This is a genomic window from Streptomyces typhae (genome assembly GCF_009755605.1).
Lineage (GTDB): Bacteria > Actinomycetota > Actinomycetes > Streptomycetales > Streptomycetaceae > Streptomyces > Streptomyces typhae.
Genome location: NZ_WPNZ01000015.1, coordinates 136,897 through 163,407, shown reverse-complemented (window position 1 = coordinate 163,407; position 26,511 = coordinate 136,897). Strand labels below are relative to the sequence as shown.

The window sequence follows — 26,511 nt, the reverse complement described above, 5'->3', positions numbered from 1 at the left end:
GCCGCATGTTGTTTGTCCGGGTGGCGGAGGTGTCCAAAGGTGTGGCCGCGACGTCCGCGCGGTCGCGCAAGATCGAACTTTTGGCCGAGCTGTTCCGGGCGGCGGAGCCCGACGACGTACCGCTCGTCATCCCCTATCTCGCCGGACGGCTGCCGCAGGGCCGCATCGGCGTGGGGTGGAACGCCCTGAAGGACCCGGTCGGACCGGCGGCGGAGGCCACGCTCACCGTGGGCGACGTGGACGCGGCCCTCACCGCGCTCGCCGGGGTCGCGGGGGCGGGCGCGCAGGCCGAGCGGAGGCGGCTCGCGCAGGAGTTGCTGGGCCGGGCGACGGCGGACGAGCAGCGTTTCCTGCTGGGTCTGCTGACTGGTGAGGTGCGTCAGGGTGCCCTGGACGCCGTGGCCGCCGAGGGGCTCGCCCGTGCGACCGGGGCGCAGGCGGCGCCGGTGCGGCGGGCGGTGATGCTGGCGGGGGCGCTCGCCCCGGTCGCGCGGGCCGTGCTCGCGCGCGGCCCGGAGGCGCTCGACGAGTTCCGGCTGACGGTGGGGCGGCCCGTGCAGCCGATGCTGGCGCACAGCGCGCCGTCCGTGGGCGAGGGCATCGACAAGCTGGGGCCGTGCGTCGTCGAGGAGAAGCTGGACGGCATCCGCGTCCAGGTGCACCGGGACGGCACCGACGTACGCGTCTACACCCGTAGGCTCGACGACATCACCGCCCGGCTGCCGGAAGTGACCTCCGTGGTCCAGGAGCTGGCGGGTGCGCGGTTCATCCTGGACGGCGAGGTCATCGCGCTCGGGCCCGACGGGCGGCCGCGGTCCTTCCAGGACATCGCCGGGCGGGTGGGGTCGCGGCTCGACGTGGCCGCGGCAGCCGCCGAGCTGCCGCTGTCCCCCGTCTTCTTCGACGCCCTGTCCGCGGACGGCGAGGACCTCCTCGACCTGCCGCTGCACGAACGGCACGCCCGCCTCGCGCGCCTGGTGCCGGAGCCCATGCGGGTCCGCCGCACCCTGGTGCCCGACCCCGCCGACGACGAGGCCCGCCGGGCCGCCGACGCGTTCTTCGCCGAGACCCTCGCACGCGGCCACGAGGGCGCGGTCCTGAAGGGGCTCGACGCGGCCTACAGCGCGGGCCGCCGGGGCGCCTCCTGGCTCAAGGTCAAGCCCGTGCACACGCTGGACCTCGTGGTCCTTGCGGCCGAGTGGGGGCACGGCAGGCGCACGGGGAAGCTGTCCAACCTGCATCTGGGGGCGCGGCGCGGCGACGGGACGTACGCCATGCTCGGCAAGACCTTCAAGGGCATGACCGACGCGATGCTCACCTGGCAGACCGAGCGGCTGCGGGCGCTGGCCGTCGAGGAGGAGGGGTACGTGGTGCGGGTCCGTCCCGAGCTGGTCGTGGAGATCGCCTACGACGGGCTGCAGCGCTCCACGCGCTATCCGGCGGGGGTGACGCTGCGGTTCGCGCGGGTGGTGCGGTACCGGGAGGACAAGCCTCCCGAGGAGGCGGACACGGTGGAGACGGTGCTCGCCCGGTACGACGAGCCGTAGCCCGAGCGCGTGCGTGTGGGCGTGGGTGTGTGCGTGCGCCGGGTACGGCGGCGGGGCCACCGGTGCCGGTACCGGTCCCGTCAGCGGCGGCGGGGCCGCCACGCCGCCGACGCCACCACGAACAGGCCGCCGCCGATGACGAGGAGACCCGAGACCGACAGCGGGTTCAGGTCCGGCTCCTCGTTGCGCACCTGCGCCTTCGTCAGCACGTCGGAGGTGTCGTCGGTGTGATACACGACGTCGATGGGGCGGCCCTCCTCCGCCTTCGGCAGCGGCGGCGACGTCGGCAGTTCGGCGGTGACGGGGCCGCCTCCGGCCGAGGGCCGGAACCGCACGGTGAGGCTCCTCGTCCGGCCGTCGCCGTCGGTGGTGACGGCCACGACCGTGCCCCGGACGAAGACACCGTGCTCCTGGAGCCTGAGCACCCGCGAGTGCCCCACGTATCCGAACAGGGTGACGACGACCGAGCCTGCGACGACGAGCAGCGCGCCGAGCCAGAAACGCTTGACGCCCCGGCTCACCCTGGGGCGCGGAGCCCGCGTGGTCATGTGGGTCATGCCGTCAGCGTGCCCGGCGGCCGTGCCGGGGGTGTGACGCCGGTGTCCGGGCTGCGCCACAGTCGGCCGATCTTGCGCGGTGCCGGGGGCGCGGCGGACGAGTGATCCGGCGTCACCTCCGCGGGCCGGACGGCGTTACCTGTTCCGGCAGCGCGCCCAGCGCCCCGCGATGCGGCGCAGCGACGGCGAAGTCGTCGCGCTCCCCCGGGCGCGCGCCCGATGAAGGGATACCGCACGTGAACATCGCCAAGGCCGCTGCCGGAGTCGTCGGAATCGCGATGGCGCTGGGGGCCGCGTCCCCCGCCGTCGCCAGCCACGAGTCGCCCGGCGGGAGCCCTCAGCTCCTCGACAAGAACCTCAGCACCGAGGCTCTGAAGAACCCGGTCAAGGACTTCCACCTCGCCGAGACCGTCGGGGCGCTCGCCGACACCGTCGACCGTCTGGAGACCGACCGCTTCACCACGACCAACGTCACCGGAACGACGACCATGGCCGGCAAGGCCGCGGACATCGCGGGGCTGAGCTAGCGGCTCTCCGGCCTCATGAGCGTCACCGCCCGCGCGGCCTCGGCGGCGTCGAGGCCGCCGGCGGGAGCGTCGGTGGGAACGCCGGTGGAAACGTCGGTGGGAATGCCGACATGATCGTGGAATGTTGAAGCATCTAGTATCCGTGGCGCGGCGGAGCGGCCCTGCCCGGCGTCACTGTCCCGCCGCAGACCATCAAGTATCGGCAAAATCATGACCGATAAGGTGGCATGAGCACGAAATAACCCACCCCCACCAGGGAGAGCTGTGTCCGCATCACGTATGAGCCGAACGCCGCTGCCAGGCATCGGCATGCGCTACGACCTGACCACACGCGAACAGCAGCGGCTGTCCGTCGTGGCACACCGGGACGGCAGCCGGACGCTCAGCGCCTACCGCTCCGACGACCCGGACGCCTGCGCGCTCTCCGTACGGCTCGGCTCCGGGGAGGCCGCCGCGCTGGTGGACGCGCTGCTGCCGACGCACCACAGCCCCAATCTGCTGCACACCACCGATCTGGGCCTGGTCGCCGAGCGGATCGAGGTCGCGGCGACCTCGCACTGGAACGGCCGGGTCCTCGGCGACACGCAGCTGCGCACCGAGACCGGCGCGTCGGTCGTCGCGGTGCTGCGACGGGCCGAGGCCATCCCCTCGCCCACGCCCGACTTCCGGCTCGCGGGCGGGGACACCCTCATCGTGATCGGCACCCGGGAAGGCGTCGAGGGCGCCGCCGAGATACTCGGCCGGGAGTGAGCGCATGCACTCTGCCGTTCTGCTCATCGAGTTCGGCGCGATCATTCTCGCGCTCGGGCTCCTCGGCCGGTTCGCCGGCCGTTTCCAGTTCTCCCCGATCCCGCTGTACCTCCTCGCCGGGCTGGCCTTCGGTACGGGCGGCATCCTGCCGCTCGGCACCAGCGAGGAGTTCGTCGCCATAGGCGCCGAGATCGGCGTCATCCTGCTGCTCCTGATGCTCGGCCTCGAATACACGGCCAGCGATCTCGTCAGCAACCTCAAGACCCAGTACCCGGCCGGGATCGTCGACTGCACGCTCAACGCGCTGCCCGGCGCGGCCGCCGCCCTGCTGATGGGCTGGGGGCCCGTCGCCGCCGTCGTCCTCGCCGGTGTCACCTGGATCTCGTCCTCGGGCGTCATCGCGAAGGTCCTCGGCGACCTGGGGCGGCTCGGCAACCGCGAGACGCCCGTCATCCTGAGCATCCTCGTCCTCGAGGACCTCGCCATGGCCGTCTACCTGCCCATCATCACCGCGCTCCTCGCGGGCGTGGGCCTGGCCGCGGGCAGTCTCACCCTGGCGATCGCGCTCGGCGCCGCCGGGCTCGTGCTGTTCGTCGCGGTGCGCTACGGCCGCGTCATCTCGCGGTTCGTGTCGAGCGACGACCCGGAGAAACTGCTCCTGGTGGTCCTCGGCCTCACGATCCTCGTCGCGGGCATCGCGCAGCAGCTCCAGGTGTCCGCCGCCGTGGGCGCGTTCCTCGTCGGCATCGCGCTGTCCGGAGAGGTCGCCGAGGGCGCGCACAGCCTGCTCGCTCCCCTGCGGGATCTGTTCGCCGCCGTGTTCTTCGTCTTCTTCGGCCTGCACACCGACCCGGCGAGCATTCCTCCGGTGCTGCTCCCGGCGCTCGCCCTCGCCGCCCTCACCGCGTGCACGAAGATCGCCACCGGTTACTGGGCCGCGCGGCGGGCCGGGATCTCCGTCAAGGGCCGCTGGCGTGCCGGTGGCGCCCTGGTCGCCCGCGGCGAGTTCTCCATCGTGATCGCGGGCCTCGCGGTCACGGCGGGCGTCGAGCCGTCCCTCGGCCCGATGGCCACGGCGTACGTCCTCATCCTGGTCGTCATCGGCCCCCTCACCGCGCGCTACGCGGAGCCGGTCGCGGCGCTGGTCGGGAAGGTGACGGGGCGCACCGGTGCCGGGGTGCCCGCCGCTCCCGCCACGCACGCCGTGCCGACGGACGAGCCCGCCGCACCTGCCGCGAACCCCGTGCCCACGGACGAGCCCGCCGCTCCCGCGGCGCACTCCGTGCCGACCGACGAGCCGGGCGGGCGCGGGCCTCGGTAGGGCCTCGGCCCGTGAGCACCCCGGTGATCGGCCGGGTCGCGGGGCCGAGGCGGGGCGCTTAGCGTGTGACGGGGGCGTTGCTGGAGGCACTCGAGGCAGGGGGGTCTGGAGGTCACCATGGACCGCTCGCCCGGCCCCGGCCCCGACTCAGGCCCAGGCGCAAGTTCCGGGGCCTCCGGCTCAGGAGGTCCCGGAACCCCTGGCACCCCTGGAACCCCTGAAGGCCCTGGACGCCCCGGTGGCCCCCAAGGCCCCGCCACCCCCGGCCCGGACGCCATACCGGAGGGCATACCGCAACCCGCGTCGCAACCGGCCCCACCCGCCACCGCCGCCCCGTCGGCCACCGCGGCGCCGCAGCACACCGGCGGCAAGCACGAGCACCGCTGGCTGATCCTCGCCGTCATCGCCATCGCCCAGCTCATGGTGGTCCTGGACGCGACGATCGTGAACATCGCGCTGCCGTCCGCGCAGCGCGACCTGGGCTTCACCGACGGCAACCGGCAGTGGATCGTCACCGCCTACGCCCTCGCGTTCGGCAGTCTGCTGCTGCTCGGCGGGCGCATCGCCGACCTGGTCGGCCGCAAGGGCGTGTTCCTCGCGGGCCTCGCCGGGTTCGCGGTGGCCTCCGCGGTGGGCGGCGCGGCCACCAGCTTCGGCATGCTGGTGGCGGCCCGCGCCCTACAGGGCGTGTTCGGCGCGCTCCTCGCGCCCGCCGCGCTCTCGCTGCTCACGACGACGTTCACCGATCCGCGCGAGCGCGCGAAGGCGTTCGGCATCTACGGCGCCGTCGCGGGCTCCGGCGCGGCGGTCGGGCTGCTGCTCGGCGGCGTCCTGACGGAGTACCTGGACTGGCGCTGGTGCCTGTACGTGAACCTCGCCTTCGCCGCGATCGCGATGATCGGCGGTGCGCGGCTGCTGCACCCCGGCGCCCCGGACGACCGGCCGAGGCTCGACGTGCCCGGCACCGTCCTGGTGTCCGCGGGCCTGTTCTGCATCGTCTACGGCTTCTCCAACGCCGAGACCCACGCCTGGGGCGACCCGCTGACCTGGGGCTTCCTCGTCATCGGGGCCGTACTCCTGACGGCCTTCGCCTGGTGGCAGACGCGTGCCGCGCATCCGCTGCTCCCGCTGCGGGTGGTGCTCGACCGGGACCGGGGCGCGTCGTTCCTGGCGATGTTCATCTCGGGCGCCGGCATGTTCGGCGTGTTCCTGTTCCTGACGTACTACATGCAGCAGATCCTCGGCTACACACCCATCAAGACCGGCCTCGCGTTCCTGCCGATGGTCGCGGTGATGGTCGTGGTGTCCGTGCTGACCACGAACGTGCTCGTGCCGCGGTTCGGCGCGAAGCCGATCGTGCCGCTCGGCATGGCGCTCTCGGCGGTGGGCATGGCCTGGCTGACGGCCCTTGAGACCACCAGCGGATACGGACTGCACGTGCTGCCGCCGCTGCTCGTCGCCGGTCTCGGCCTCGGTCTGATCTTCGCCCCGGCGATGAGCATGGCGACGGCGGGCGTCGCCGCGCACGACGCGGGCGTGGCCTCCGCGATGGTCAACACCAGCCAGCAGGTGGGCGGCTCGATCGGCACCGCGCTGCTCAACACCCTCGCCACGACCGCCGCCTCGAACTACCTCTCCGGCCGCAGACCGACCCCGCAGGCGCAGGCCGAGGCACAGATGCGGAGCTATGAGACGGCGTACTGGTGGTCGGCGCTCTTCTTCGCCGTCGGCTTCGCCGTTACGGTCGTGCTCTATCGCAGGGGGCGTCCCGCCAACAGCCATATGAACGACGGCGCCGTCCACATGTAGGCGGGCGCGCAGGCGTTCCGCACGACCGGGACGCAGACGCCCCCACACGATCAGGTCAGCAGGCCGGCAGGGCAGAAGGGTGGTGGTCCGGTGACGGCGTCGCCCGGTGGCGCCGATGGCGTGGCCCTGGCCTCCGCGCGGGGCCGCTGGGTCCTCGCGAGCGCCGTCCTTGCGTCCGGCATGGCCATGCTCGACGGCACGGTCGTCAACGTCGCCCTGCCCACCCTCGGCCGCGACCTGGACGCGTCCATCTCCTCATTGCAGTGGGTGGTCAACGCCTACATGCTGACGCTGTCCGCGCTGCTCCTCCTCGGCGGAGCGCTCGGCGACCGCATCGGGCGCCGCCGCACGCTCGTCATCGGCGTCGTGTGGTTCGCGCTCGCCTCCGCGCTGTGCGGCCTCGCTCAGGACGTGGGCACCCTGATCGCGGCGCGGGCCCTCCAGGGTGTGGGCGGCGCCCTGCTCACGCCCGGCTCCCTCGCCCTGGTGCGCGCGTCGTTCCGGCCGCGGGACCAGGCGCGGGCGGTCGGCGCGTGGTCGGGTCTCGGCGGCGTCGCGGGCGCCGTCGGCCCGTTCCTCGGCGGCTGGCTGATCGACGGGCCGGGCTGGCGCTGGATCTTCCTCATCAACGTGCCGCTGGCGGCGCTCGTCCTGGTGGCGGCGCGGCACGTGCCGGAGAGCCACGACGAGCACGCCGCCGGGCAGCGGTTCGACGTGCTGGGCGCGGTGCTCGCCGCGCTGTTCCTCGCGGGCGTGAGCTTCGCGCTGATCGGCGCCTCCGGTGACGCGTCGGTCCTCACTACCGTGGTGCCGGGGCTCGTCGGGCTCGCCGCGGGCGCGGTGTTCCTGCTCGTCGAGCACCGCCGCCGCGACCCGATGCTGCCCCTCGAACTGTTCCGCTCCGGCCTGTTCTCCGCCGCGAACGCCATGACGCTGTGTCTGTACGCGGCCATCGGCGGGATCCTGTTCATGCTGCCCGTGCAGTTGCAGACGACGGTCGGCTACGACGCGCTCCAGGCCGGTACGGCCACCCTGCCCATCACCGTCCTGATGCTGCTGCTCTCCGCGCCCGCGGGCGACCTGGCGCGGCGGGTCGGCCCCCGCCTGCCGCTGTCCGCGGGCCCGTTGATCGCCGCCGCGGGTGTCCTGCTGATGCTGCGGATCGGCCCCGGAGCCTCGTACGCCGTCGACGTGCTGCCCGCCGTCGTCGTCCTCGGACTCGGCATGAGCCTGTTCGTGGCCCCGCTCACGGCGACCGTGCTCGCGTCGGTGGACGCGGGCCGCGCCGGTCTCGCCAGCGGCGTCAACAACACGGCGGCCCGCATCGCGCAGCTCCTCGTCGTCGCCGCGCTGCCGCTCGCGGTGGGCCTCACCGGCACCGCGTACGCCGACCCGGACGCCCTCGACAGCGCGTTCGGCAAAGCGGCCTGGGGCTGCGCGGGCCTGTTCGCCCTGGCGTCCTTCGCGGCCCTCGCCTTCGTCCGGCCGCGCCCCGAGGACTGGCACGGCGAGGAGGGCAACACCCCGCACTGCACGGCCAACATGGCGGTGACGTCCCCGCCCCTGGAGCCGGGGGAGTGCGGCCGCGAGCGCTGACGCGGCGGACGGCGCATTGTCCCAGACGCACCCCCGTCGGCCCAACCACCGACGCCGACAACCCAGTTGGCGCAGCCTCCACTGCGGAAGCTCGAGCGGCAGGCCCTATGGTGTACGGCATGTCCGCTCCCGAGCTGATCCGCATCGTCTCCCGCTCCTCCCCCATGGCCCTCGCGCAGGTGGAGCGCGTACGCGCCGAACTCGCCGCCCGCCACCCCGGCATCCGCACCGAGGTGCTGCCCGTGACCACGTCCGGGGACCGCTGGATGGGCGACCTGTCCGCGCTCGGCGGCAAGGGCGCGTTCACCAAGGAGGTGGACGCGGCGCTGCTCGCCGGGGAGGCCGATCTCGCGGTGCACTGCGTCAAGGACGTACCGGCGGACCGGCCGCTGCCCGCGGGCACGACGTTCGCCGCGTTCCTCCAGCGCGACGACATCCGCGACGCGCTGATCGACCCCGCGGGCCGGACCCTCGACGACCTGCCCGCGGGCAGCCGCATCGGCACCTCGTCGGTGCGCCGCATCGCCCAGCTCGCCGCGTCCCACCCGCATCTGACCTGCGTACCGATGCGCGGCAACGCGGGCCGCAGGCTGGCGAAGCTGGCGGGCGGCGAGGCGGACGCGCTGCTGCTCGCCGTGTCCGGTCTCGAGCGCATCGGCGCGACGGAGCACATCTCCGAGATCCTCTCCGTCGAGACGATGTGCCCGCCCATCGGTGCCGGGATCCTCGCCCTCCAGTGCCGCGAGGACGACGCCACGACCATCGACGCCGTGAGCGGCCTCGGCGACCGGAACGCCTGGCGGGAGGCCACCGCCGAGCGGATGTTCCTGCACGTGCTCCAGGGACACTGCAACTCGCCGATCGCGGGCTACGCCCGCTGCGAGCCGAGCGGTGACCTGTCCTTGCGCGCGAAGGTGTTCACGCCCGACGGCAAGAGGGTGCTCAACGCCCACGAATGGGCCGGCCCCCTCGACCCTGCGACCCTCGGCACGTCCGTCGCCGTGACCCTGCTGCGGCAGGGCGCGCGGGAGTTGATCGACTCCATCGCGCACTGAGCCCACTGGCTCGCTCGCTCACCGGGCACGAGCGGACACCGGTGTGTCCACCCTCGTACGGTCGGCGCGGCGCCCGGCGCGTTCCAGGCGGCGCAGCAGCGGCAGTACACGGGTGTAGAAGATCCGCATCTCCTCCCTCGTCGGCCAGCCGGAGAAGATGAACTCGCTGATCCCTGCCTCCTTGTACCGGTAGAGGTACGCCGCGACTTCCTCGTAACTGCCCACGACGCAGAGGGCCGGACCGCCGCGATAGGCCACGGCACCGGAGAACAGCATGGGAGAGAGCCAGTCGGCGTCCGCCGACTCGGCCAGCCGGAAGGACGTGTGCACGGCGACGGAGTCGGAGGAGGCCACGGCAGCGGCGATCCGCTCGCGGTGCTCCTCGTCGGGATCGCGCATCATCGCGGTGAGATCCGCCAGCGCTCGCGCCCGGCTCTCCCTCGCCAGCACATGCATGCGCGTTCCCACCCGGCCGCCCCGCGCCAGGACGGGCTCCGCCGCCGCGGCGAGGCCCTCGGGGGTGTCGCCGTACCGCAGCCAGCAGTCGCCGTGGTCCACGGCGGTCCGCCGGGCCACCTCGGACGCCCCGCTGATGTATATCTCGGGCCGGCCCCCGCCCTTGTAGCCCAGGCCGAGCCGCGCGTCCTCGATGCGGTAGTGGTCGCCCTCGTAGGACAGCGGGGTCTCGCCGCGCCAGAGCCGGTGGAGGATGTCCAGGAACTCGCCGGAGCGTGCGTAGCGCTCGTCGTGGGCGAGGAAGTCCCCGTAGTACGCCTGCTCAGCCGGGGAGGTGCCCGCGACCAGGTTGAGGGATATCCGCCCGTCCGACATCCACGAGACCGTGTTGACCACCTGGGCGAAGAGCGTCGGCGGGAGCAGCCCGGGACGGTAGGCGAGGAGGAACTTGACGCGACGGGTCTCGCGGACCAGGGCGCCGAGCATCGGGAGCGGATCGGGCATGTGGAAGCCGATCCCCATGAGGAGCGAGTCGACGCCCAGGCGGTCCGCTTCCCGTGCGAAGTCGACGATCCCGTCGAAGTCGAGCTCGCCGGTCCGGTACTTCCCCGACGCCTTCTGCTGCCCGCTGAGCGGCGAGTTCCAGTGCACTCTCAGCTCGCGTTCGTGCCGGTCCGCTGTCACTTCGCCTCTTCCTGCGTCGCGTACCCGGTGTTCGCCGCGGCCGCGGCCTTGTCGGCGCCCTCCTGGAGCTGGAAGAGCGAGCCGAAGGGGCGCTCCGCTAGCGGGAGGCGCCACGCCCCGGCCTCCACCCGTGCCGTGTCCGAGACGCTGCCGCGCAGCAGTTTCACTCCGGGCTCGTTGTGACCGGCGTGCGCACCGAAGTGGATCGGGTAGGCGTCGGCCGCCCGGTAGGCCGGCAGGTAGGCGCGGCGGTACCGGTCGGAGCGGTTCGGCGACGAGTAGTGCAGGAGCAGGCAGTGGATGAACACGACGCTGCCCGCGGGCGCCTCGATGGGCACGGCGAGCTCCGGCTCGGGGGCGTCGGCGCCCGCCACCTTGCCGCGGAAGTAGCCGCCGGCGTAGTGGTCGGCGAGGCCGCGCCGGTGCGAGCCGGGTACGGCCTGGAGGGCGGAGTTCTCGGTGGTGGTGTCGTCGAGGTAGACGAGGGCCGTCACCAGGTCGGTGTTGGTGTGGGGGTAGTAGGCGAAGTCCTGGTGCCAGTCCACGACACTGCCCACGTGCGGGGCCTTGAGATGGAGCTTGCTGTAGTGGAACAGGATGTCGGGGCCGATGAGCGCCTCGACGTGGTCGAGCAGTGCGGGGTGGGCGGCGGCCCGCTCGAACGCGGCGTGCTGCGCGGTGGGCGACCAGATGCGGCGGGCCATGGCGTTGTCGCCCGGTTCCACCTCGGCGACGGTGCCGATGTCGGGGACGTCGAGGATCTCCGTGATGGCGGTGTCGAGCTCGGCCACCTCACTGCGATCGAAGAGACGCTCGACGACGGCGAAGCCGTTCTCGCGGTACTCCTTGACCAGTGCGGCCGTGTGGGTTGCGGACATGTCCGGGCTTTCCTCTCTGCTGGTCTCTTGGGCTGCCGGTCTCTTGGTCTGCCGGTCTCTTGGTCTGCCGGTCTCTTGGTCTGCCGGTCTCTTGGTCTGCTGGTCTGCCGGCTCTCTGCCTGCTCTCTCTGCCGGGCGGCGTGGGCCGGTACGAGCGGGTCACACGGCGGTCTCGACGGTCGGGGCGGCCTGGGTGGTCTCGGCGTGCCGGGCCACGGTGTCCGCGTAGATCTCCCGGAAGAACATCGCGAGGATCTCCTGGACGTCGTCGATGTACTTGAAGACCTGCTGGTAGTCCTCCTCGCTGAAGATCAGCTGGTGGAGGATGTCCCACATCTCCTGGGAGTGGTCCTCGGTGGTGTCGACGTGGAGGTGGGCGGCCTGGCCCTTGACGTTCTCCTTGCCGAGCCGCTTCTGGAGGTTCGCGACGATGGCCGGCTGGAGTTTGACCTGGGTGTACTCCACCAGGTAGTTGGAGACGACCGGGGCGAGGGCCGACTCGTGCTCCAGGGCGTAGTAGAAGAAGCCCTCGAAGAGGCGGGTGGAGAGGTAGGGCTCGGTCGCGAGGATCTCCTCCTCGGTGACTCCGGCGGCCGCGGCGTCGCTGATGTACAGCTTGTCGTGGAGCATCTCGTCGGCTTGGTACTGCGCGTAGTCGCGGGCGGCCCGCGGCGCGACCTGGGCGATCTTGTAGATGGCCTTGGACTGGCTGACCCGGGAGAGGCGGATCCGCCACACGTGCTCGATGAGGGTGCGGCGGTAGTACGCCTGGTGGAGTTCCGGCTCGGTCAGGTGTGCGGCGAAGGGCACGGTGGCCTTCCACTCCGCCATCTTCTTGTCCAGGTAGCGGTCGAGTTCGGCCTTCTTCAGACGGCTCTGCTCCTCGGTGTAGAACGGCTTCGGGTGGGTGATCCCGGTGCTCTGCACACGGTTCATCGCGTTCTCCTTCAAGAGTGGTCGGTGGTCGGTGGTCAGCGGTAGCGGACCTGGAAGTGCTCCGTGGCGTGCCGGTCGAGGAAGTCCGTCTCGGCGACCAGACAGTCGGGCGCCACGTCCCACAGGGCGTCCATCAGGCAGATCCCCCGGTCGGACGCCTCCAGTTCGGTTCCCTCCGCCACGTGGACACGCAGGATGCGGGGCGGGCGGACGGGCGGCTCGAAGCGGATCGTGTCGACGGTCCGCCCCTTCTCCCCGTACTTGCTGAGGAACACGGTCGCCCGGGTGGGCGCTCCGGTGCGCAGGGCCTCCAGCTGGGAGGCGCGGGTGAGTCGGTCGTGGAAGGCGTCCCGCTCGGCGCCGGGAAGCAGCAGGGACTCGGTCCACAGGTCGAGGAGGGAGTGCCCGGTGACGGCCTGGACGCTCGCGTCGATGAGGCTGCCGCCCATCCGGGGGTTGATCTCGATGATCTCCCAGCGCTTCCTGGGCTCCCAGTACTTGACCTCGACGTGGAGGGCGCCGTCGGTGAGACCGTGCCCCGCGAGCGCGGCGAGGCAGCGGGTGACGTGGTCGGCTCCCTCCAGGACGAGCGCGCGGTCGAGGCTCATGGGCGGGCTGACCGACATGCCCTCCAGGACGGTCCGCTCAAGGCGTTCCACGCGGGCCTTCTCGTGGACGCACAGGTGGTGGATCCGGCCGTCGAGGAGGAACGTCTCGAAGCTGAACTCCGGGCCCTCGACGTACTCCTCGACCAGGAAGTCGTACCGGTCCATGAAGATCGCCCGCATGCGCCGGTCGGCGCGCATCTGCGCCTGGATCGCGGGCAGGTCGGCCAGGTCGTCGACGTCGTCCAGGACGAAGGTCGCGAAGGACGAGGCACCGCGCACCGGTTTGACGAACCAGCGGGCCATGGGGTCGAGACCGGGGGGCGCGCCCGGGGCGATCCGGTGGACCCGGACCTCGCTCAGTCCCTCGGCGAGCAGACGGCGGCGCAGCTCGTACTTGTCCAGGCAGAGGCGCAGCGCGGGCTCGGCGCTGTCGCGTGCGCCGAGCCGCTCGTTGAGCTCGGCCATCAGGAGCCGGTAGCCCTCGAAGGTGGCGAGGGCGGCCTCGACCCGGTGGCCCCGGTCGGCGAGTTCGCGTACGGCCTTCTCGACGTCTCCGGAGTGCAGTTCGGGTTCCTCGGTGACCAGGCAGTCCGCCACGTGGCGGCGGCTGGTGTCCAGGGCCGCCGGCTTTTCCGGCCGGGAGCTGAGGGCGACCAGGGTCAGTCCGAGCCGGGCGGTGGCCGCGGCGATCTCCTCGGTGTACGACGTGCCCTGGTGCATCAGGAGCAGGATCGCCTTGTTCATCTGTGCGTCTCCTCGCAGTCCGGGGGCCGCTTTCGTCGCCGGTGCCGCAGTCCTGACTGGGCCCTCAGTCCTGACTGGGCCCTCAGTCCTGACTGCGCCCGCAGTCCTCACCGGCGGGCCCACTGCCGGTCCGCGGTCTCGCGCCGGTGGGCGCGCAGGATGTCCACGAGCCGGGCGGCGCCGCCCGCACGGACCGGGTCGACGACGGGCAGTCCGGTGTCGGCCTCCAGCTTCTCGGCCTCCTTGCGGTAGTCCTCCTCGGTGAAGCCGACGCTGTTGACGCTGACGGCGACGGTCTCCGCGGGCCGCTCGAAGACGGTGAGCTCCTCGTTCATGCGGATGAGCTCGGGGAGGGGGATGATGGGCGTCTCCCAGACCTTGGTCCGCTCGGCGCCGAGGCGGTGGCAGAAGACCAGGGCGTGCGGCAGGGCCCCGTGGAGGATGGCGAGGGCGACGCCGCTGAACCCGATGTGGTTGAGGGACCCCTGTCCCTCGACGACGACCCATTCGTTGCCGGCGGCGGCCTCCGTCACGACGTGCTCGACCGCGCCTGCCATGAAGTCGCCGGGTACGCCGTCGACCGCGATGCCGTGTCCGGAGATCAGCATGCCGCTCTGGCCGGTGGCGGCGAAGCCGGTGGGGATGCCGCTGCGGTTGGCCTCGTGCCAGATCTGCAGGGCGGCGGTCTTCTTCCCGATGTTGGAGTCGCTGCCGCACGTGTGGACGACCCAGGTGTCCAGGTCGAGGACGCGGGCCTTGTTGAGCGGCACGACCGGGGCGTCCTTGGTCTCCCAGACGGTGACGCCCTGCTCGCGGACGGCACGGGCGATGTCCGGGTCGTCGGTGAGGCGGTAGTGGATCGAGTTGATCAGGTGGAGGCCGCTCCGGACGGCCGTGAGGAGGTGCGGCTTCCAGCCGGAGGGCAGTTCGGCGGAGTGCAGTCCCTTGCCGACGACCAGGACCTCCGGGCGCAGGGGCAGAGCGTGCTCGACGCGGCCGACGATCGGGATCGCGCCGCCGTAGCCGAGGACGTCCTGAACGGTCCGGCCGGCCTTGCGGCTGTCGATCACGGCGACGCAGCGGTCCCCGCGGTAGCGGATCAGCGAGGCGGCGATCTTGCTCGTGAAGAGTCCGAAGCACCCCTCGGCGAACAGCACGAAGTCCTTGTCGACCAGCTCCGCGTGGTTCAACTGATCCACGTCTTCCTCCATGGGTTCGACGGTTCGATTGCGGTGGTACGGGACGGTTCGATTGCGGTGGTACGTGACGGCCCGGCCGCGCTACAGGACCGGCTGGACCGGCTCGGTCGCGCTACAGGACGGGCTCGGTCGTCAGTCGGTAGCGAGCGCGTGCCTGGCGCACGGCCTGCTCGATCCGCTCCTGGGTGCCGCCCCGGAAGAGGAAGCGGCCGCCTTGGAGCGTCGCGTACGAGCCCGGCCGGGAGACCAGCACCTCACCCGGCCTCGGCACCAGCTCCCGGTACAGGTACGGCACCCTGCCCAGGAGCGACGTGGCGGCGGTGACCTGCTGCGGCAGCGGCTCGGGGCCCGGGACGATCAGCCAGCCGCCGCTCAGCTCCGGGTCGGGGACCGGCGGGTGGACCGGACGGCCGAGCAGCACGTCGACCCAGAGCCGGAAGAGGTTCACGCCGTGGACGTCGTGGATGACGTACGGCACGTCGGCGCCCGGCACCCGGGCTCCGACCTCAAGGAACACCAGCTCGTCGCCGGTGTCGAAGAGTTCGAGGTGGAAGGCGGAGCTCCGCAGGCCGAGCGCGGTCAGGCACCGCACGGCGAAGTCCTCGCAGCGGCCCCGCACCGCGGGGTCCGTCTGGAGGACGGAGCCGAGCGGTTCGCCCACCAGCTCGAAGTCCAGGCAGGTGGAGAGGTAACGCGAGGTGCACAGGAACAGCGGTTCGCCCTCGGCGTCCAGGACGCCGTCGACGTGCAGGATCTCACCGTGCACGAACTCCTCGACCTCGAGGTCGTGCAGGCTCCGTCCGGCGCACAGCGCCCGCAGCTCCGCGGCCGAGGCGATCTCGCGCACCCCCTGGCTGGACGCCCCGCGCACCGGTTTGACGATCACGGGGTAGCCGAACTCCGCGGCGGCCGCGAGGGTCTGCTCCTCGGAACCGCAGGACGCCCAGCGCGGCACGCGGAGCCCGGCCCGCGACACCGTCTCCTTCATGACGGTCTTGTCGCGGAACCGGGAGGTCTCCTCCGGGCTCGAACCCGGGACGCGGTACCGCGCGCGCAGGGTCGCCGCGAGGTCGAGGAGCATCTCGGAGAAGCCGATGACGTGCTCGAACGGGCCTTCGTCACGTACGACGGCGTCGACCACCGCGAGGACTCCGTCCAGGTCGCCGAAGTCCGGTACCACGTGGACCCGTTCGGCGTCGGCGGGCACTCCGCTGCGGCCGCCCTCGTCGCAGACGTACGTGACACGGTCGGTCTCCGGGTGGAAGACGATCTCGGGAGCGGCGAGCCGGTTCTCCCAGCGCCGCTCGTCCTCGTACAAGGGCCAGCGGTTCAAGAACAGGATTGCGCCGGACATGAATGTGTCCTCACGGTTTACAGAATGTCTGAAGGTGCCCGGCCGGGGCGGCCGATCGACGGCGGCGGCGGGCCTTTGGGAACCGAGGAATGAAACCCGGGCCTGAATCCCGGGAACGGCCCCCGAAGCGTTGTTCGCGCTGCTTCAGCCTGACACGGGACCGGCGCGGCCAGAATAGGACCTAAGTCCCGGCGCACCGGCTGCGGGTGCGCGATCACACGGACTTCCGCTGCCGGTCCCCACGGCACGGTCGGCGGCAAAGAACGTCCGAACCTCCGTGCACCGGAGGCGCCATGGGCAAATGGGCCTATTGCCTGCGGGGCGCGCGGGAGAACAAAATCCTTATCGCCCCGTCGTGGCACGGCATTTCCTCGCTCCATGGATATCGCCGGTGCCGCGCGCGGTGGGTGCACGGGCCCAGCGGCTGGGCCGCAAGAACGGACTGAATTCCGTGGGACGGATGGTGGTGATGCTGTGACGCAGCGGACGGAAACGGTACGGCGGGTGGGTTCCGGCGACTTCCGGGACGCCATGGCCCGGTTCGCGGCCGGGGTCGTGGTGGTGACGACTGTGGGCGACGAAGGGGTGCCGCGCGGCTTCACCGCGAGTTCGTTCTGTTCGGTGTCGCTGAACCCGCCGCTGGTCCTGGTCTGTCTGGCCGACTCGGCCGACTCCTTCGCGGCGTTCGCCTCCTGCGGGCGCTTCGCCGTGAGTGTGCTGAGCCCCGAACACAGGCCGCTGGCCGAGCGGTTCGCGACCAAGGGCGCCGACAAGTTCGCGTCGGACGGCCTGTCCCGCACGCCCGGCGGACTGCCGGCCGTAGCGGGCGCGCTCGCCGAACTGGACTGCGAGGTGCACGCCCGGCACCCGGCCGGGGACCACGTGATCCTGATCGGCCGGGTGTCGGGCACACGCCTGAGCGAGGGCGCGGGGAGCCCCATGGTCTATTACGAGAGGGCCTTCCGGTACCTGGCCTGAGCACGCACGGCTACGAACGCACACGAAATGGAAAGCGGGAGATACGAGGATGCTGCTACAGGTCGATCCGATCGATTCCTTTTCCGGAACGTTTCGCGTTCCTTCTTCGAAACCGGAGACTCAACGGGCCATTCTGACCGGCACACTGGCCGAGGGCACGTCGCGCATTTACAACGACCTCCGTTGCGACGAGACGGAGACCATGAAGAACGCCTGCCGTGCCTTCGGCGCCAAAATAGCCGAGCGCGACGGATTCCTGGAGATCCAGGGAGTCGGAAGGTCGCAGTCGCACATCCGGCGCGTCATTCAGTCCCGCGGCTCGGGCCTGGTGTTCCGCGTGGTGACGGCACTGGCTTCCGTACAGCGGACGCCGGTCGTGGTGACGGGCGACGCGACCCTGCGCAACCGTGTGATGGAGCCCCTCCTCCAGGCACTGCGCGCACTCGGCGCGGACATCGAGTCGATCGTCGGTGCGAACAAGGCCCCGGTCGTCAACTGGGGGCGCGGCCTGAGGGGCGGCACTTGCCGGCTGCCGGGCGACATCAGTTCGCAGTTCATCACCGCCATCCTGTTCGCGGCGCCGCTGGCCGAGGGGCCGGTGGAGATCGAGGTGACGGGCGAGGTCTACTCCCCTTCGTACGTCCGGCAGACGCTGGCGAGCCTGACCGCCGCGGGCATCAAGGTCTCCGCTTCGGAGGACCTGCGTCACTACCAGGTGGAGCCCTCCTCCTACCAGGCCCAGGACGTCACGACGCGCGAGGACTACACCTCGGCCTCCTATCTGCTGGCCGCCGCCGCGCTCTTCCCGGGGCGGACCGTTCTGCGCCGTGTGTACGGCGACAGCATGCAGGGCGAGTCCGCGATCGTCCCGATCCTGCGACGGCTCGGGGTGAGCCTCGCCTTCGACCGGGCCAGCTCGTCGCTGACCGTCGACAACCCGCCGGGCAGCCTGCGCGGCGCCTTCGAGGTGGACGCCAGGGACTGCCCCAACATCGTGCCGACGCTCGCCGCCCTCGGGGCGTACGTGCGGGGCAGCCTGCGGGTGACCGGCGGCCGCCTCACCCGTTTCCACAAGGCGCCGCGCATCGAGGCCATGGCCGCCGAACTGACGCGCGCGGGCGTGGACATCGAGGTCCTGTACGACGACGGGGTACCCGACGGCTTCGAGGTCCGCGGCGCGGGGACGTACCCCGGCGGCGTGACGCTGTCCAGCTGGGGCGACCACCGCATCTTCATGTCGCTGTTCGTGGCGGGCCTGCGGATGCGGTCCGCCAACCGGTTCTCGGGCTCCGAGGACGTGCGGCTGTCCTTTCCCACGTTCCTGGAGGAGTTCGCCGGGGCAGGGGTGCGGGCCACTGTCGTCGAGGAGGAGAACGCGTCCACCGAGGCCGTCGGCTGACTCCGCCGCCAAGTCGACGGATTCCGGAATTCCGTCGAACGACGCCGGGAGGACAACAATGCAAGATTCAACCGAGAAACCCTAGCCATTCGCCCGCACAAGCGTGTAGCTTTTGAGCCACGCTTGAGCAGATTCAGTCTCGATCTCAAGCGTCGAGAAGGTCGAGAGGGACGCCATCGTCGGCCGGATGCGTGCCGCTTTCCAGTCGTACCTCCAATTCCTTGCAGCATCCCCATTTCACTCATGAACGTTCTGGCATGCTCACACGGGGGAGATTTCCATCATGCCGTTCCCTATGGTGCGTTCCATCGGCCAGCCGGGCGCCGAAATTCTCGCAGAGCCCCTCCCACCAGCCCTTTTCTCCTGTCCCCCGACACCGGGGACACCGCGTGGTTGACGTCCTCGGACGTTCCTTCCCCTGCCCGTGGGAAGAAGCAAGGAAGAGGCAAGACGTGGAAGAACCACCGGCCGTGAAACTCACCTGCCGGGAGTCGGAAGTGCTCCGCCTGCTGGCCCTGGGGTTGAGCAACCGGCTCATCGCCAGAAAACTCGGCATCTCCGAGAAAACCGCGAAGAACCACCTCAGCAGCATCTATCTGAAGATCGGCGCCACCGACCGCACCCAAGCCGCCCTCTACGCCCGGCACATCGGCCTGATCTGCCCCGGGAAAGCGATTCCGCCCGTTCCGGCGCCCCCTTCCGTCTCTGCAGGAAATGCGATGCCCGGGGGCCCCGCCCTCACCGCACGCGAGCGGGGCGTACTGCGCCTGCTGGCGCTGGGGTTGAGCAACCGGCTCATCGCCCGGGAACTCGGCATCTCCGAGAAGACCGTGAAGAACCACCTCAGCAGCATCTATCTGAAGATCGGCGCCACCGACCGCACCCAAGCCGCCCTCTACGCCCAGTACGTCGACCTGGCTTCCTGAGCGGCTGGGCGCGGGCGGCCCAGCGGTGTCGGCGTGTACACCCCTGGAGGGACAGCCAGTTGGACACCAGCGGGCAGCCTCAGCACAGCGATCAGTACGGCGCTCAGCACAGCGATCAGCAGGCCGATCAGCACGGCAAGCACCACCACAGCGACGGAGGGACCGGGCCGGTGGCCGGGGAGGGTGCCGGGCAGGGTGCCGAGGGACGGTTGTCGCTCTGGCTGGTGGCGCGCGGCCTCATACCCGAGACGCGCTCGAAGCGCGTCTTCGCCGCCGCGACCTTCGTCAACCAGATCGGCAAGGGCCTCTTCATCGCCGGGGCCGCGCTGTTCTTCACCCGTTCCGTGGGCATCCCGGTCTCCCAGGTCGGCTTCGCCCTGGGCGCCGCCGCCCTCATCGGACTCGTCGCCGGCGTCCCCGTGGGCCGCCTGGCCGACCGCCGCGGCCCACGCGAGGTCTTCAGGATCGCGGTCGTCGTGCAGGCACTCGCCGTGGCGGGACTGGTGTTCGTGCACTCCCTGCCCGCGCTGATCGCGGTCGTGTGCGTGGTCGAGCTCGCCACCTCGGCGGGCACCGCCGCCCGCGGCCCGCTGACCCGCACCCTGGGCGCCCCGAACCCCACCCGCTACCGCTCCTACCTGCGCGCCCTCAACAACATCGCTGTCGGCTGCGGAGCCCTCGCGGCGGGCGTCGCCGTCCAGTTGGACACCAGGGCCGCGTACGTGGGCCTCGTCCTCGGCACCGCCGTCACGTTCCTGGTCTCCGCCGCCCTCACCTCACGCGTTCCGTCCGTGTCCCCGGTGAGCGCCCCGGCTGAGGGCAGCCGCTGGCCCGCCCTCAAGGACAAGCCGTACGTGGCGCTCACCGCTCTGGACGGCATCATGACCATCCAGAACCAGGTACTGATCTTCGCCCTGCCGCTGTGGATCATCGGACACACCGACGCCCCGCGGTGGTTCGTCGGCGCGAGCGTGGCGGTCAACACCGCCCTCGTGGTCTGCCTCCAGGTACGGGTCAGCCGCGGCGTCGACGACAACAAGGCGGCCGGGCGGGCGGCACGCCGCGCGGGGGTGGCGTTCCTCCTCGCCACCGGCCTCATCGCGGCAGCCGGCGACGCTCCCGGACGGGTCGCCGTGGCCGTCGTCGTGCTGGGCGTGGTCGTCCACACCGTGGGCGAACTGTGGCACGCCGCCTCCGCGTTCGAGCTGTCCTTCGGCCTCGCCCCGGAGCACGCACAGGGCCAGTACTCGGGACTGTTCGCCATCGGCCAGGGCCTGTCCAACGCGATCGGCCCGCCGCTGCTCGGCGTGCTCTGCATCGGTTGGGGCGAGCCGGGCTGGCTCGTCGTGGGGGCCCTCCTCCTCGTCGTCGGCCAGTTCGTCCCGCTCGTCGTGAACTGGTCCGAGCGCACGCACGCGCGCCACCCCGGCTGAGCGCGGCCTCGGCACTGCTGGGGGTAAACCCCCAGCTCAGTCGGAGGACAGCCGCGTTACGACGGCACCTGGCCCGGCGCTAGCGTGATCGTCATGCACGACATCCCCCGCGCCGTCCCTCAGGACGGCCCCCCTGCGACACCCCGGGCCCGCACCACCGCGTTCCTGCGCGCACCGCTGTCCCGGCGCGCCTGGACGGAGACGGCGTACTGCCTGCTCGCGTTCCCGCCCGGACTGGTGGGCGGTGTCCTGCTGACCGTGCTGCTCGCGCTCGGCGCGGGCCTGACGGTCTCGCTCGTGGGTGCCGTGGTCGGTGTGCTCGTCCTGACGGGATGCCTGGGGCTCGCGCGCGGGCTCGGCGCGGTGCACCGGGCGCTGGCGTCGGGGCTGCTCGGCGAACGCCTGCCGCGGCCTGCGCCGCCGCGGCCGGGCTCCGGTGCGGTCGGGCGCATCGACGCCCGGCTGCGGGACGGCGCGGGGTGGCGGGCCGTCGCGTACGTCCTGGTGAAACTTCCGGTGAGCGCGCTGGGCATGTACGCGGTGCTGTGGTGGGTCACCGGGCTGATCAACCTCACGGCTCCGCTGCGGTGGGGGGTCTTCGGCCAGAACACCTCGGGCGACGGGGACGGCATGCCCGTCCTCACGCCCCTTCCGGCCGGCGGCCTCGCGGTGCACGGCTTCACCGGTACGTTCGGCGCGCTCGCCCTCGGTCTCGCGCTGCTGCTGCTCGCGCCCTGGCCGACCCGGCTGGTCGTGGAGGCCGACCGGTGGCTCCTGCGCGCCCTGCTCGGACCCGGACGCCTCGCGGAGCGGGTACGGGACCTGGAGGCGACGCGCGCGCTCGCCGTCGACGACTCGGTCGCTCTGCTGCGGCGCGTGGAGCGCGACCTGCACGACGGCGCGCAGGTGCGGCTCGTCGCGGTCGCCATGTGCCTGGACATGATCAGAGAACGCCTCGACGCGGCGACCCCGCGACCGCGAGGGCCCGAGGATCCGCCGCCCTCGGAGCGGGAGCCCGAGAACCCGCCGCCCCCGGGACAGGAGCCCGAGAACCCGCCACCCCCAGGACAGGAGCCCGGCACTCCCTCACCCCCGGGACAGGAGCCCGGCACACCCTCACCCCCGGGACAGGAGCCCGGCACACCCTCACCCCCGCCCCTCGACCTCGTCCGCCTCCGCGACCTCGTCGACACCGCCCACCACAACGCCACCCGAGCCCTCACCGAACTGCGCGACCTGGCCAGGGGCATCCATCCGCCCGCCCTCGACGAGGGGCTGCCCGACGCGCTCGCCACCCTCGCCGCCCGCAGCGCGCTGCCCGTCGGGCTGAGCACCGACATCCCGCGCCGTCCGACCCCCGCCATCGAGACCATCGCCTACTTCTGCGCGGCCGAACTGCTCACGAACGTCATCAAGCACAGCGGTGCGGGCGCGGCGGCGATCAGTGTGGCGGAGGAGGACGACGGCGTGCTGCGGCTGCGGGTCGGGGACGACGGGCGCGGCGGCGCCCGGGTGGGCGCGGGCAGCGGCCTCACCGGCCTGGTCCAGCGGGTGCGCACCGTCGACGGGCGGCTGCTCGTGGACAGTCCCGAGGGCGGCCCCACGACGGTCGTCGTCGAGCTGCCGCTGCACGCGTGAAAGTATGGGCGCCATGCGTGTCGTGATCGCCGAGGACGCCGCCGTCCTGCGGGAACTCCTCGGCCGGATGCTGGTGGAGCGGGGCCACGAGGTGTGCGCCGGCGTGGGCGACGCGGACGCCCTGCGCACCGCGGTCGCCGAGCATCGCCCGGACGTCACGGTCGTCGACATCCGCATGCCCCCGTCGCACACCGACGAGGGGCTGCGCGCCGCCATCGACATCCGCCGCGAGCACCCCGGCACCGGGGTGCTCCTGTTCTCCCAGTACGTCGAGACGAAGTACGCCACGCGGCTGCTCGCCGACGGCTCGGCGGGCGTGGGCTATCTGCTCAAGGACAGGGTCGCGAACGTCGCGGAGTTCACCGACGCCCTCGCCCGGGTCGCCGGCGGCGGCACCGCCCTCGACCCCGAGGTCGTCACGCAGCTCGCCGGGGCGAGCCGCCGCACCGCCGAACTCGCGCCGCTGACCGCCCGCGAGCGGCAGGTGCTCTCCCTGATGGCGGAGGGCCGTTCGAACGCCGCGATCGCACAGACGCTCGTGGTCTCTGCGGGCACGGTCGAAAAGCATGTGGCCGCGGTATTCGACAAGCTGGGTCTGCCGCCGTCGCAGGACGCGAACAGACGGGTCCTCGCGGTCCTGCGCTACCTGCGGACCTGAGGCCACGCCGTCGTATCCGCCGGTGGGGGCGGACGGCGACCGACCGGACGCTCCGCCCCGCAAGGACTGTGGCACATGCCAGAAGCACCACCGCATCGGGTGTTGCCAAATCCCTTACGGCCATGGGCGTGCTGTGCCAGAGTCGTTACCGGTCGAAGAGTTGTTACGTAAGTCAGTACCGCGGCCGGCCCGTATGTCACCCACGGCAGTCCCACAGGTGGTGCGCGCAGGCCGGCATCCGCCCCACCGCTACCGGTCGAGGAGCCATGACCGGCGTTCCCCCCAGCCAGTCCGGTCGCACCGCATCGTCAACGGAGCACCCCATGCCGTCCCATGTCTTCGCGGACCGCCCCGACCGGCCGCACGAGCACGGCGCGGTCGACGCGCTGATCTCGCAGACGCGCCGGTTGCGCGGCGAGGTCGACGCCGTGCGCCGTGAGACCGCGGCCGACCACACCGACCCCGCGGGCCGCTGGCAGCGGGCGCTCTGCGACCTCGCCGTGCACCACCTCAACGATCTGCACGGCCACCTGGCCCAACTGCGGGAGGGCCCGCCGCGCCCCGCTCCGCCCACCGACCCGCCCGCCCGCCCCGACCCGTCCCCCGGCTCCCTGCTCAGCAGGGTCGGCAGCGCCGAGTGGAACCTCCTCAACGACGAGGCCAACTGGTCCGGCGAGCTCTACCAGATCCTCGGCAGGGACCCGGCGGCACCGCCGCTCTCCCTCGACGAACTCCCCTCCCTGGTGCACCCCGACGACCAGCCGATGCTGACGGCGATGGTCACGGACTGCCTGGTCGACGGCAAGCCGATCGACGGCGAGTTCCGCATCGTCCGCGGCGACGGCGGCGTACGCCAGGTGCACATGATGGGCGAACCCGTGCTCGCCGCCGACGGCTCCACCGCCTCGATGTGGGCGGTGCTCCGGGACGTCAGCGAACTGCGCCGGAGCCAGCGAGTGGTGCGCGAGACCCGTGACTCGCTGCGGCACCAGCGGCACATCGCGCAGACCGAGCACCGGCTCGCGGTCGAACTGCAGGAAGCCGTGCTGCCGCCGTGGCGCGGCTCCCTGCGGTTCCCGCACGGCGGCTCCGCGAGCCTGGACCTGGCCGCCCACTACCTCCCCTCCTCCTCCCCCGCGCTGATCGGCGGCGACTGGTACGACGCCCTCGAACTGACGGACGGCCGTACGCTGCTGAGCGTCGGCGACCTCACCGGCCACGGCGTCACCGTCACCTCCGGCATGGCCATGCTGCTCGGCGCCCTGCGCGGCATGGCCGTCACCGGCACGAGCCCCGGCCGGCTCATGGGCTGTCTGAACCAGTTGCTCGACGCCTCCGCCCAGCCCGCACTCGGCAGCGCCGTGTGCTGTCTGTACGACGCCACCGACCGCACCCTGACCTGGGCGCAGGCCGGACACCCCGCCCCACTGCTGTTCCGCGGCGGTACAGGGCACGCGCTCACGCCGCCCGACGGCGTGCTCCTCGGTGCGACGTCCGGTGCCGACTACGGGCAGGCGGAGGAGCAGCTGCACCCCGGTGACCTGCTGTTGCTGCACACCGATGGTCTGGTGCCGCGGCGTTCCCGAGAGGCCGCGACCGAGCGGCTGCTCGCCCTCGCCCCGCGGTTCACCGAGGCGCGGACGGCACAGGAGTGCGTGCGCGTCGCCGTGGAGGAATTCGGCGTGGCCCTGCGCGAGGACGACGCCTGCCTCCTGGTGGCCAGGGTCGACGCCTAGGACTCGCCCCTCGGGGCTACGCCTGGACCCACTTGCCTCCCCCCGGCCTGCCCGTCTTGGGCAGGGCGTGCTTGATCTCCTCGCGCAGGTCCTCGATCTTCGGATAGCCCGCGTACTGAGTGGTGAGCCGGTACATCTCGCGCAGCCGGTCCCAGGTGCGGTGGGAGGAGTTGGAGCCCATGGACACCAGTGCGAGACGCGCATAGCGGTCCGCCTGCTCGGGCTCGTCGGCGATGAAGCAGGCCGACGCCAGCGAGATGTAGTCGAAGATCGTCGAACGGTCGCGCCCCTTGGCGCGCAGCTCGATGGCCTCCTTGGCGTGACGCTGCGCCAGCTGGGCCGCGGGCGCCTCGTGCTCGGCGAGGGTGCGGTAGGCCAGGGCCTGCATGCCGTGCAGGTCCGCCTCGTCGAACATCTGCATCCAGCTCGGCGGCGGGACGTCGCCCTTGTCCGACACGAAGAGGTCCTCGGCGATGCCGAGCGTGCGCCGCATGGCCTGGCCGCGCCCCATGGACGCCTGGGCCCAGGCCTCGATGGTGTAGAGCATGGCCTGGGTGCGCGGCAGGGCCTCCTCGCCGCCGCCGGACTTGGCCAGCTTCATCAGGTCCAGGGCGTCGTCCGGCTTGCCGAGGTGCACCATCTGGCGCGCGGCCCGGGACAGTGCCTCACCGGCGCGGGGCCGGTCGCCGCCCTCGCGGGCCGCGTGCGCGGCGATGACGAAGTACTTCTGAGCGGTGGGCTCAAGGCCGACGTCGTGGGACATCCAGCCCGCGAGCACGGCGAGGTTGGCGGCGACGCCCCACAGGCGCCGCTGCAGATGGTCGGGGTGGCGGTAGGAGAGCATGCCCCCCACCTCGTTCAGCTGGCCCACGACCGCCTTGCGTTGCAGGCCGCCGCCGCGGGACGCGTCCCAGGCGCGGAACACCTCGACGGAGCGCTCCAGCTCCTCGATCTCCTGGGACCCGATCGGGGCGGCCTCGTAGCGGTCGAATCCGGCGGGGTCGGCGTGCAGGGGATCGTGGACGCGGGGGGCGTCGGCGTTCAGGGTCGGATCGGTGTGCAGCCAGTCGTGCATGGCGCTGCTGAGTGCGGAACCGGCGGCGAGCGCGGCACCCGCGCCCACCAAGCCGCGTCGGTTGAGCATGAGGTCCATTCCCGTGAATTCGGTGAGGACCGCGGCGGTTCGCTCGGGCGCCCACGGCACGCCGTCCGGGTGCTCCACGCCCCCGTCGCCGCGCTGTTTGCCTACGCGCCCGTGCCGGACCAGACCGAGGTCCTCGATGGTCACGACACGGCCGAGACGCTCGGTGAACAGAACAGCAAGGACTCTGGGCACCGGGTCGCGCGGGATCTCTCCCATGTCGATCCAGCGCCGCACCCGCGAGGTGTCGGTGGCCAGCTGCGGATGACCCATCGCTGCCGCCTGCCGATTCACCAGTCTGGCGAGTTCGCCCTTGGACCAGCCCGCCAGGCCGAAGAGGTCCGACAGGCGGGTGTTGGGTTGTCCGTTCACGTCAAGCCCCCAGGTTCTCGGCTGAATTGACAGTAGCCCGCTGTCAGTTGCTGAGCGACTATTCGCCAGGGTTCGCCAGGGTGCGCCACATGGTGTGCCAGGGGCTGACGGGTGTCAGGTAGGAATGCGCCACCCCGACCCGGTCGCCGCAAGGCATTCCCCAGGGTGCACCCAGAGCGGCCGGGGCGGGTGGACGCCGCAACTCGCTG

23 protein-coding genes are annotated in these 26,511 nt (G+C 71.9%); 14 read left to right on the top strand and 9 right to left on the bottom strand.

Features of this window, described 5'->3' with window-relative positions; genetic code table 11:
* The first annotated feature begins 5 nt into the window (after positions 1–5).
* Positions 6–1,547 carry an ATP-dependent DNA ligase gene (locus GPA10_RS26350; RefSeq protein ID WP_157167654.1) on the top strand — a complete coding sequence of 514 codons (1,542 nt, stop codon included), beginning with the start codon at positions 6–8 and terminating at the stop codon, positions 1,545–1,547.
* A gap of 80 nt (positions 1,548–1,627) precedes the next feature.
* Here the strand turns inward: GPA10_RS26350 and GPA10_RS26345 are convergent, their stop codons facing one another.
* Complete coding sequence (locus GPA10_RS26345; RefSeq protein WP_157167653.1) at positions 1,628–2,104, bottom strand: DUF3592 domain-containing protein; 477 nt, start codon at positions 2,102–2,104, stop codon at positions 1,628–1,630.
* A 236-nt stretch (positions 2,105–2,340) separates the two neighbouring features.
* On the opposite strand from GPA10_RS26345, the gene GPA10_RS26340 reads away from it, so the two are divergent.
* Entirely contained in the window at positions 2,341–2,631 is a 291-nt protein-coding gene (locus tag GPA10_RS26340) for a hypothetical protein (RefSeq protein ID WP_058847654.1), read from the top strand.
* Here the strand turns inward: GPA10_RS26340 and GPA10_RS26335 are convergent.
* Positions 2,628–2,843, bottom strand: coding sequence for a hypothetical protein (locus tag GPA10_RS26335; protein WP_157167652.1), 216 nt, complete (start codon positions 2,841–2,843; stop codon positions 2,628–2,630). The genes GPA10_RS26340 and GPA10_RS26335 overlap by 4 nt on opposite strands.
* A 67-nt stretch (positions 2,844–2,910) precedes the next feature.
* Between GPA10_RS26335 and GPA10_RS26330 the strand changes: the two genes are divergently transcribed.
* From GPA10_RS26330 to hemC, 5 genes are all read left to right on the top strand, one after another.
* Entirely contained in the window at positions 2,911–3,381 is a 471-nt protein-coding gene (locus tag GPA10_RS26330) for a cation:proton antiporter regulatory subunit (protein WP_058847653.1), read from the top strand.
* 4 nt (positions 3,382–3,385) lie between these two features.
* Complete coding sequence (locus GPA10_RS26325; RefSeq protein WP_157167651.1) at positions 3,386–4,702, top strand: cation:proton antiporter; 1,317 nt, start codon at positions 3,386–3,388, stop codon at positions 4,700–4,702.
* A gap of 117 nt (positions 4,703–4,819) precedes the next feature.
* On the top strand, positions 4,820–6,511 hold the full coding sequence (locus GPA10_RS26320; RefSeq protein WP_246259770.1) for an MFS transporter: 1,692 nt from the start codon (positions 4,820–4,822) through the stop codon (positions 6,509–6,511).
* A gap of 90 nt (positions 6,512–6,601) precedes the next feature.
* Positions 6,602–8,107, top strand: coding sequence for an MFS transporter (locus GPA10_RS26315; RefSeq protein ID WP_343041342.1), 1,506 nt, complete (start codon positions 6,602–6,604; stop codon positions 8,105–8,107).
* A gap of 119 nt (positions 8,108–8,226) precedes the next feature.
* Complete coding sequence (hemC, locus tag GPA10_RS26310) at positions 8,227–9,162, top strand: hydroxymethylbilane synthase (RefSeq protein ID WP_157167650.1); 936 nt, start codon at positions 8,227–8,229, stop codon at positions 9,160–9,162.
* 18 nt (positions 9,163–9,180) lie between these two features.
* Here the strand turns inward: hemC and GPA10_RS26305 are convergent, their stop codons facing one another.
* From GPA10_RS26305 to GPA10_RS26280, 6 genes are all read right to left on the bottom strand, one after another.
* Entirely contained in the window at positions 9,181–10,302 is a 1,122-nt protein-coding gene (locus GPA10_RS26305) for an LLM class flavin-dependent oxidoreductase (protein ID WP_343041341.1), read from the bottom strand.
* Positions 10,299–11,180, bottom strand: coding sequence for a phytanoyl-CoA dioxygenase family protein (locus GPA10_RS26300; protein ID WP_157167649.1), 882 nt, complete (start codon positions 11,178–11,180; stop codon positions 10,299–10,301). Before GPA10_RS26300 ends, GPA10_RS26305 begins: the two co-directional genes overlap by 4 nt.
* A 159-nt stretch (positions 11,181–11,339) precedes the next feature.
* On the bottom strand, positions 11,340–12,116 hold the full coding sequence (locus tag GPA10_RS26295) for an iron-containing redox enzyme family protein (protein WP_058847649.1): 777 nt from the start codon (positions 12,114–12,116) through the stop codon (positions 11,340–11,342).
* Between the two features lie 35 nt (positions 12,117–12,151).
* Positions 12,152–13,468, bottom strand: coding sequence for an ATP-grasp domain-containing protein (locus GPA10_RS26290; protein ID WP_157167648.1), 1,317 nt, complete (start codon positions 13,466–13,468; stop codon positions 12,152–12,154).
* A gap of 107 nt (positions 13,469–13,575) precedes the next feature.
* Positions 13,576–14,679 (bottom strand): DUF1611 domain-containing protein, encoded by a 1,104-nt coding sequence (locus GPA10_RS26285; RefSeq protein ID WP_157167647.1) that lies wholly within the window; start codon positions 14,677–14,679, stop codon positions 13,576–13,578.
* A 100-nt stretch (positions 14,680–14,779) separates the two neighbouring features.
* Positions 14,780–16,021: an ATP-grasp domain-containing protein gene (locus GPA10_RS26280; protein WP_157167646.1), complete on the bottom strand. Its 1,242-nt coding sequence runs from the start codon at positions 16,019–16,021 to the stop codon at positions 14,780–14,782.
* 474 nt (positions 16,022–16,495) lie between these two features.
* Between GPA10_RS26280 and GPA10_RS26275 the strand changes: the two genes are divergently transcribed.
* The 7 genes from GPA10_RS26275 to GPA10_RS26240 all read left to right on the top strand — a co-directional run bounded on the left by GPA10_RS26275 (position 16,496) and on the right by GPA10_RS26240 (position 24,789).
* Positions 16,496–16,999: a flavin reductase family protein gene (locus GPA10_RS26275; protein WP_343041340.1), complete on the top strand. Its 504-nt coding sequence runs from the start codon at positions 16,496–16,498 to the stop codon at positions 16,997–16,999.
* A 49-nt stretch (positions 17,000–17,048) separates the two neighbouring features.
* Positions 17,049–18,398 carry a 3-phosphoshikimate 1-carboxyvinyltransferase gene (gene aroA, locus GPA10_RS26270; RefSeq protein WP_157167644.1) on the top strand — a complete coding sequence of 450 codons (1,350 nt, stop codon included), beginning with the start codon at positions 17,049–17,051 and terminating at the stop codon, positions 18,396–18,398.
* Positions 18,399–18,850: 452 nt separating this feature from the next.
* A complete protein-coding gene (locus GPA10_RS43785) occupies positions 18,851–19,324 on the top strand; it encodes a LuxR C-terminal-related transcriptional regulator (RefSeq protein ID WP_343041339.1) in 474 nt (157 codons plus the stop codon).
* A gap of 59 nt (positions 19,325–19,383) precedes the next feature.
* Positions 19,384–20,757, top strand: a complete 1,374-nt coding sequence (locus GPA10_RS26255; RefSeq protein WP_198351709.1) for an MFS transporter — start codon at positions 19,384–19,386, stop codon at positions 20,755–20,757.
* Between the two features lie 93 nt (positions 20,758–20,850).
* Positions 20,851–22,395 carry a sensor histidine kinase gene (locus tag GPA10_RS26250; RefSeq protein ID WP_157167643.1) on the top strand — a complete coding sequence of 515 codons (1,545 nt, stop codon included), beginning with the start codon at positions 20,851–20,853 and terminating at the stop codon, positions 22,393–22,395.
* Between the two features lie 13 nt (positions 22,396–22,408).
* Positions 22,409–23,053: a response regulator transcription factor gene (locus tag GPA10_RS26245; RefSeq protein ID WP_058847697.1), complete on the top strand. Its 645-nt coding sequence runs from the start codon at positions 22,409–22,411 to the stop codon at positions 23,051–23,053.
* A gap of 323 nt (positions 23,054–23,376) precedes the next feature.
* Complete coding sequence (locus tag GPA10_RS26240) at positions 23,377–24,789, top strand: PP2C family protein-serine/threonine phosphatase (protein WP_157167642.1); 1,413 nt, start codon at positions 23,377–23,379, stop codon at positions 24,787–24,789.
* Positions 24,790–24,805: 16 nt separating this feature from the next.
* On the opposite strand, the gene GPA10_RS26235 is transcribed toward GPA10_RS26240, so the two are convergent.
* The gene (locus tag GPA10_RS26235; RefSeq protein ID WP_058847641.1) at positions 24,806–26,302 is read right to left on the bottom strand and encodes a DNA-binding protein NsdB; all 1,497 of its coding nucleotides are present in this window, start codon (positions 26,300–26,302) and stop codon (positions 24,806–24,808) included.
* Positions 26,303–26,511: the final 209 nt, after the last annotated feature.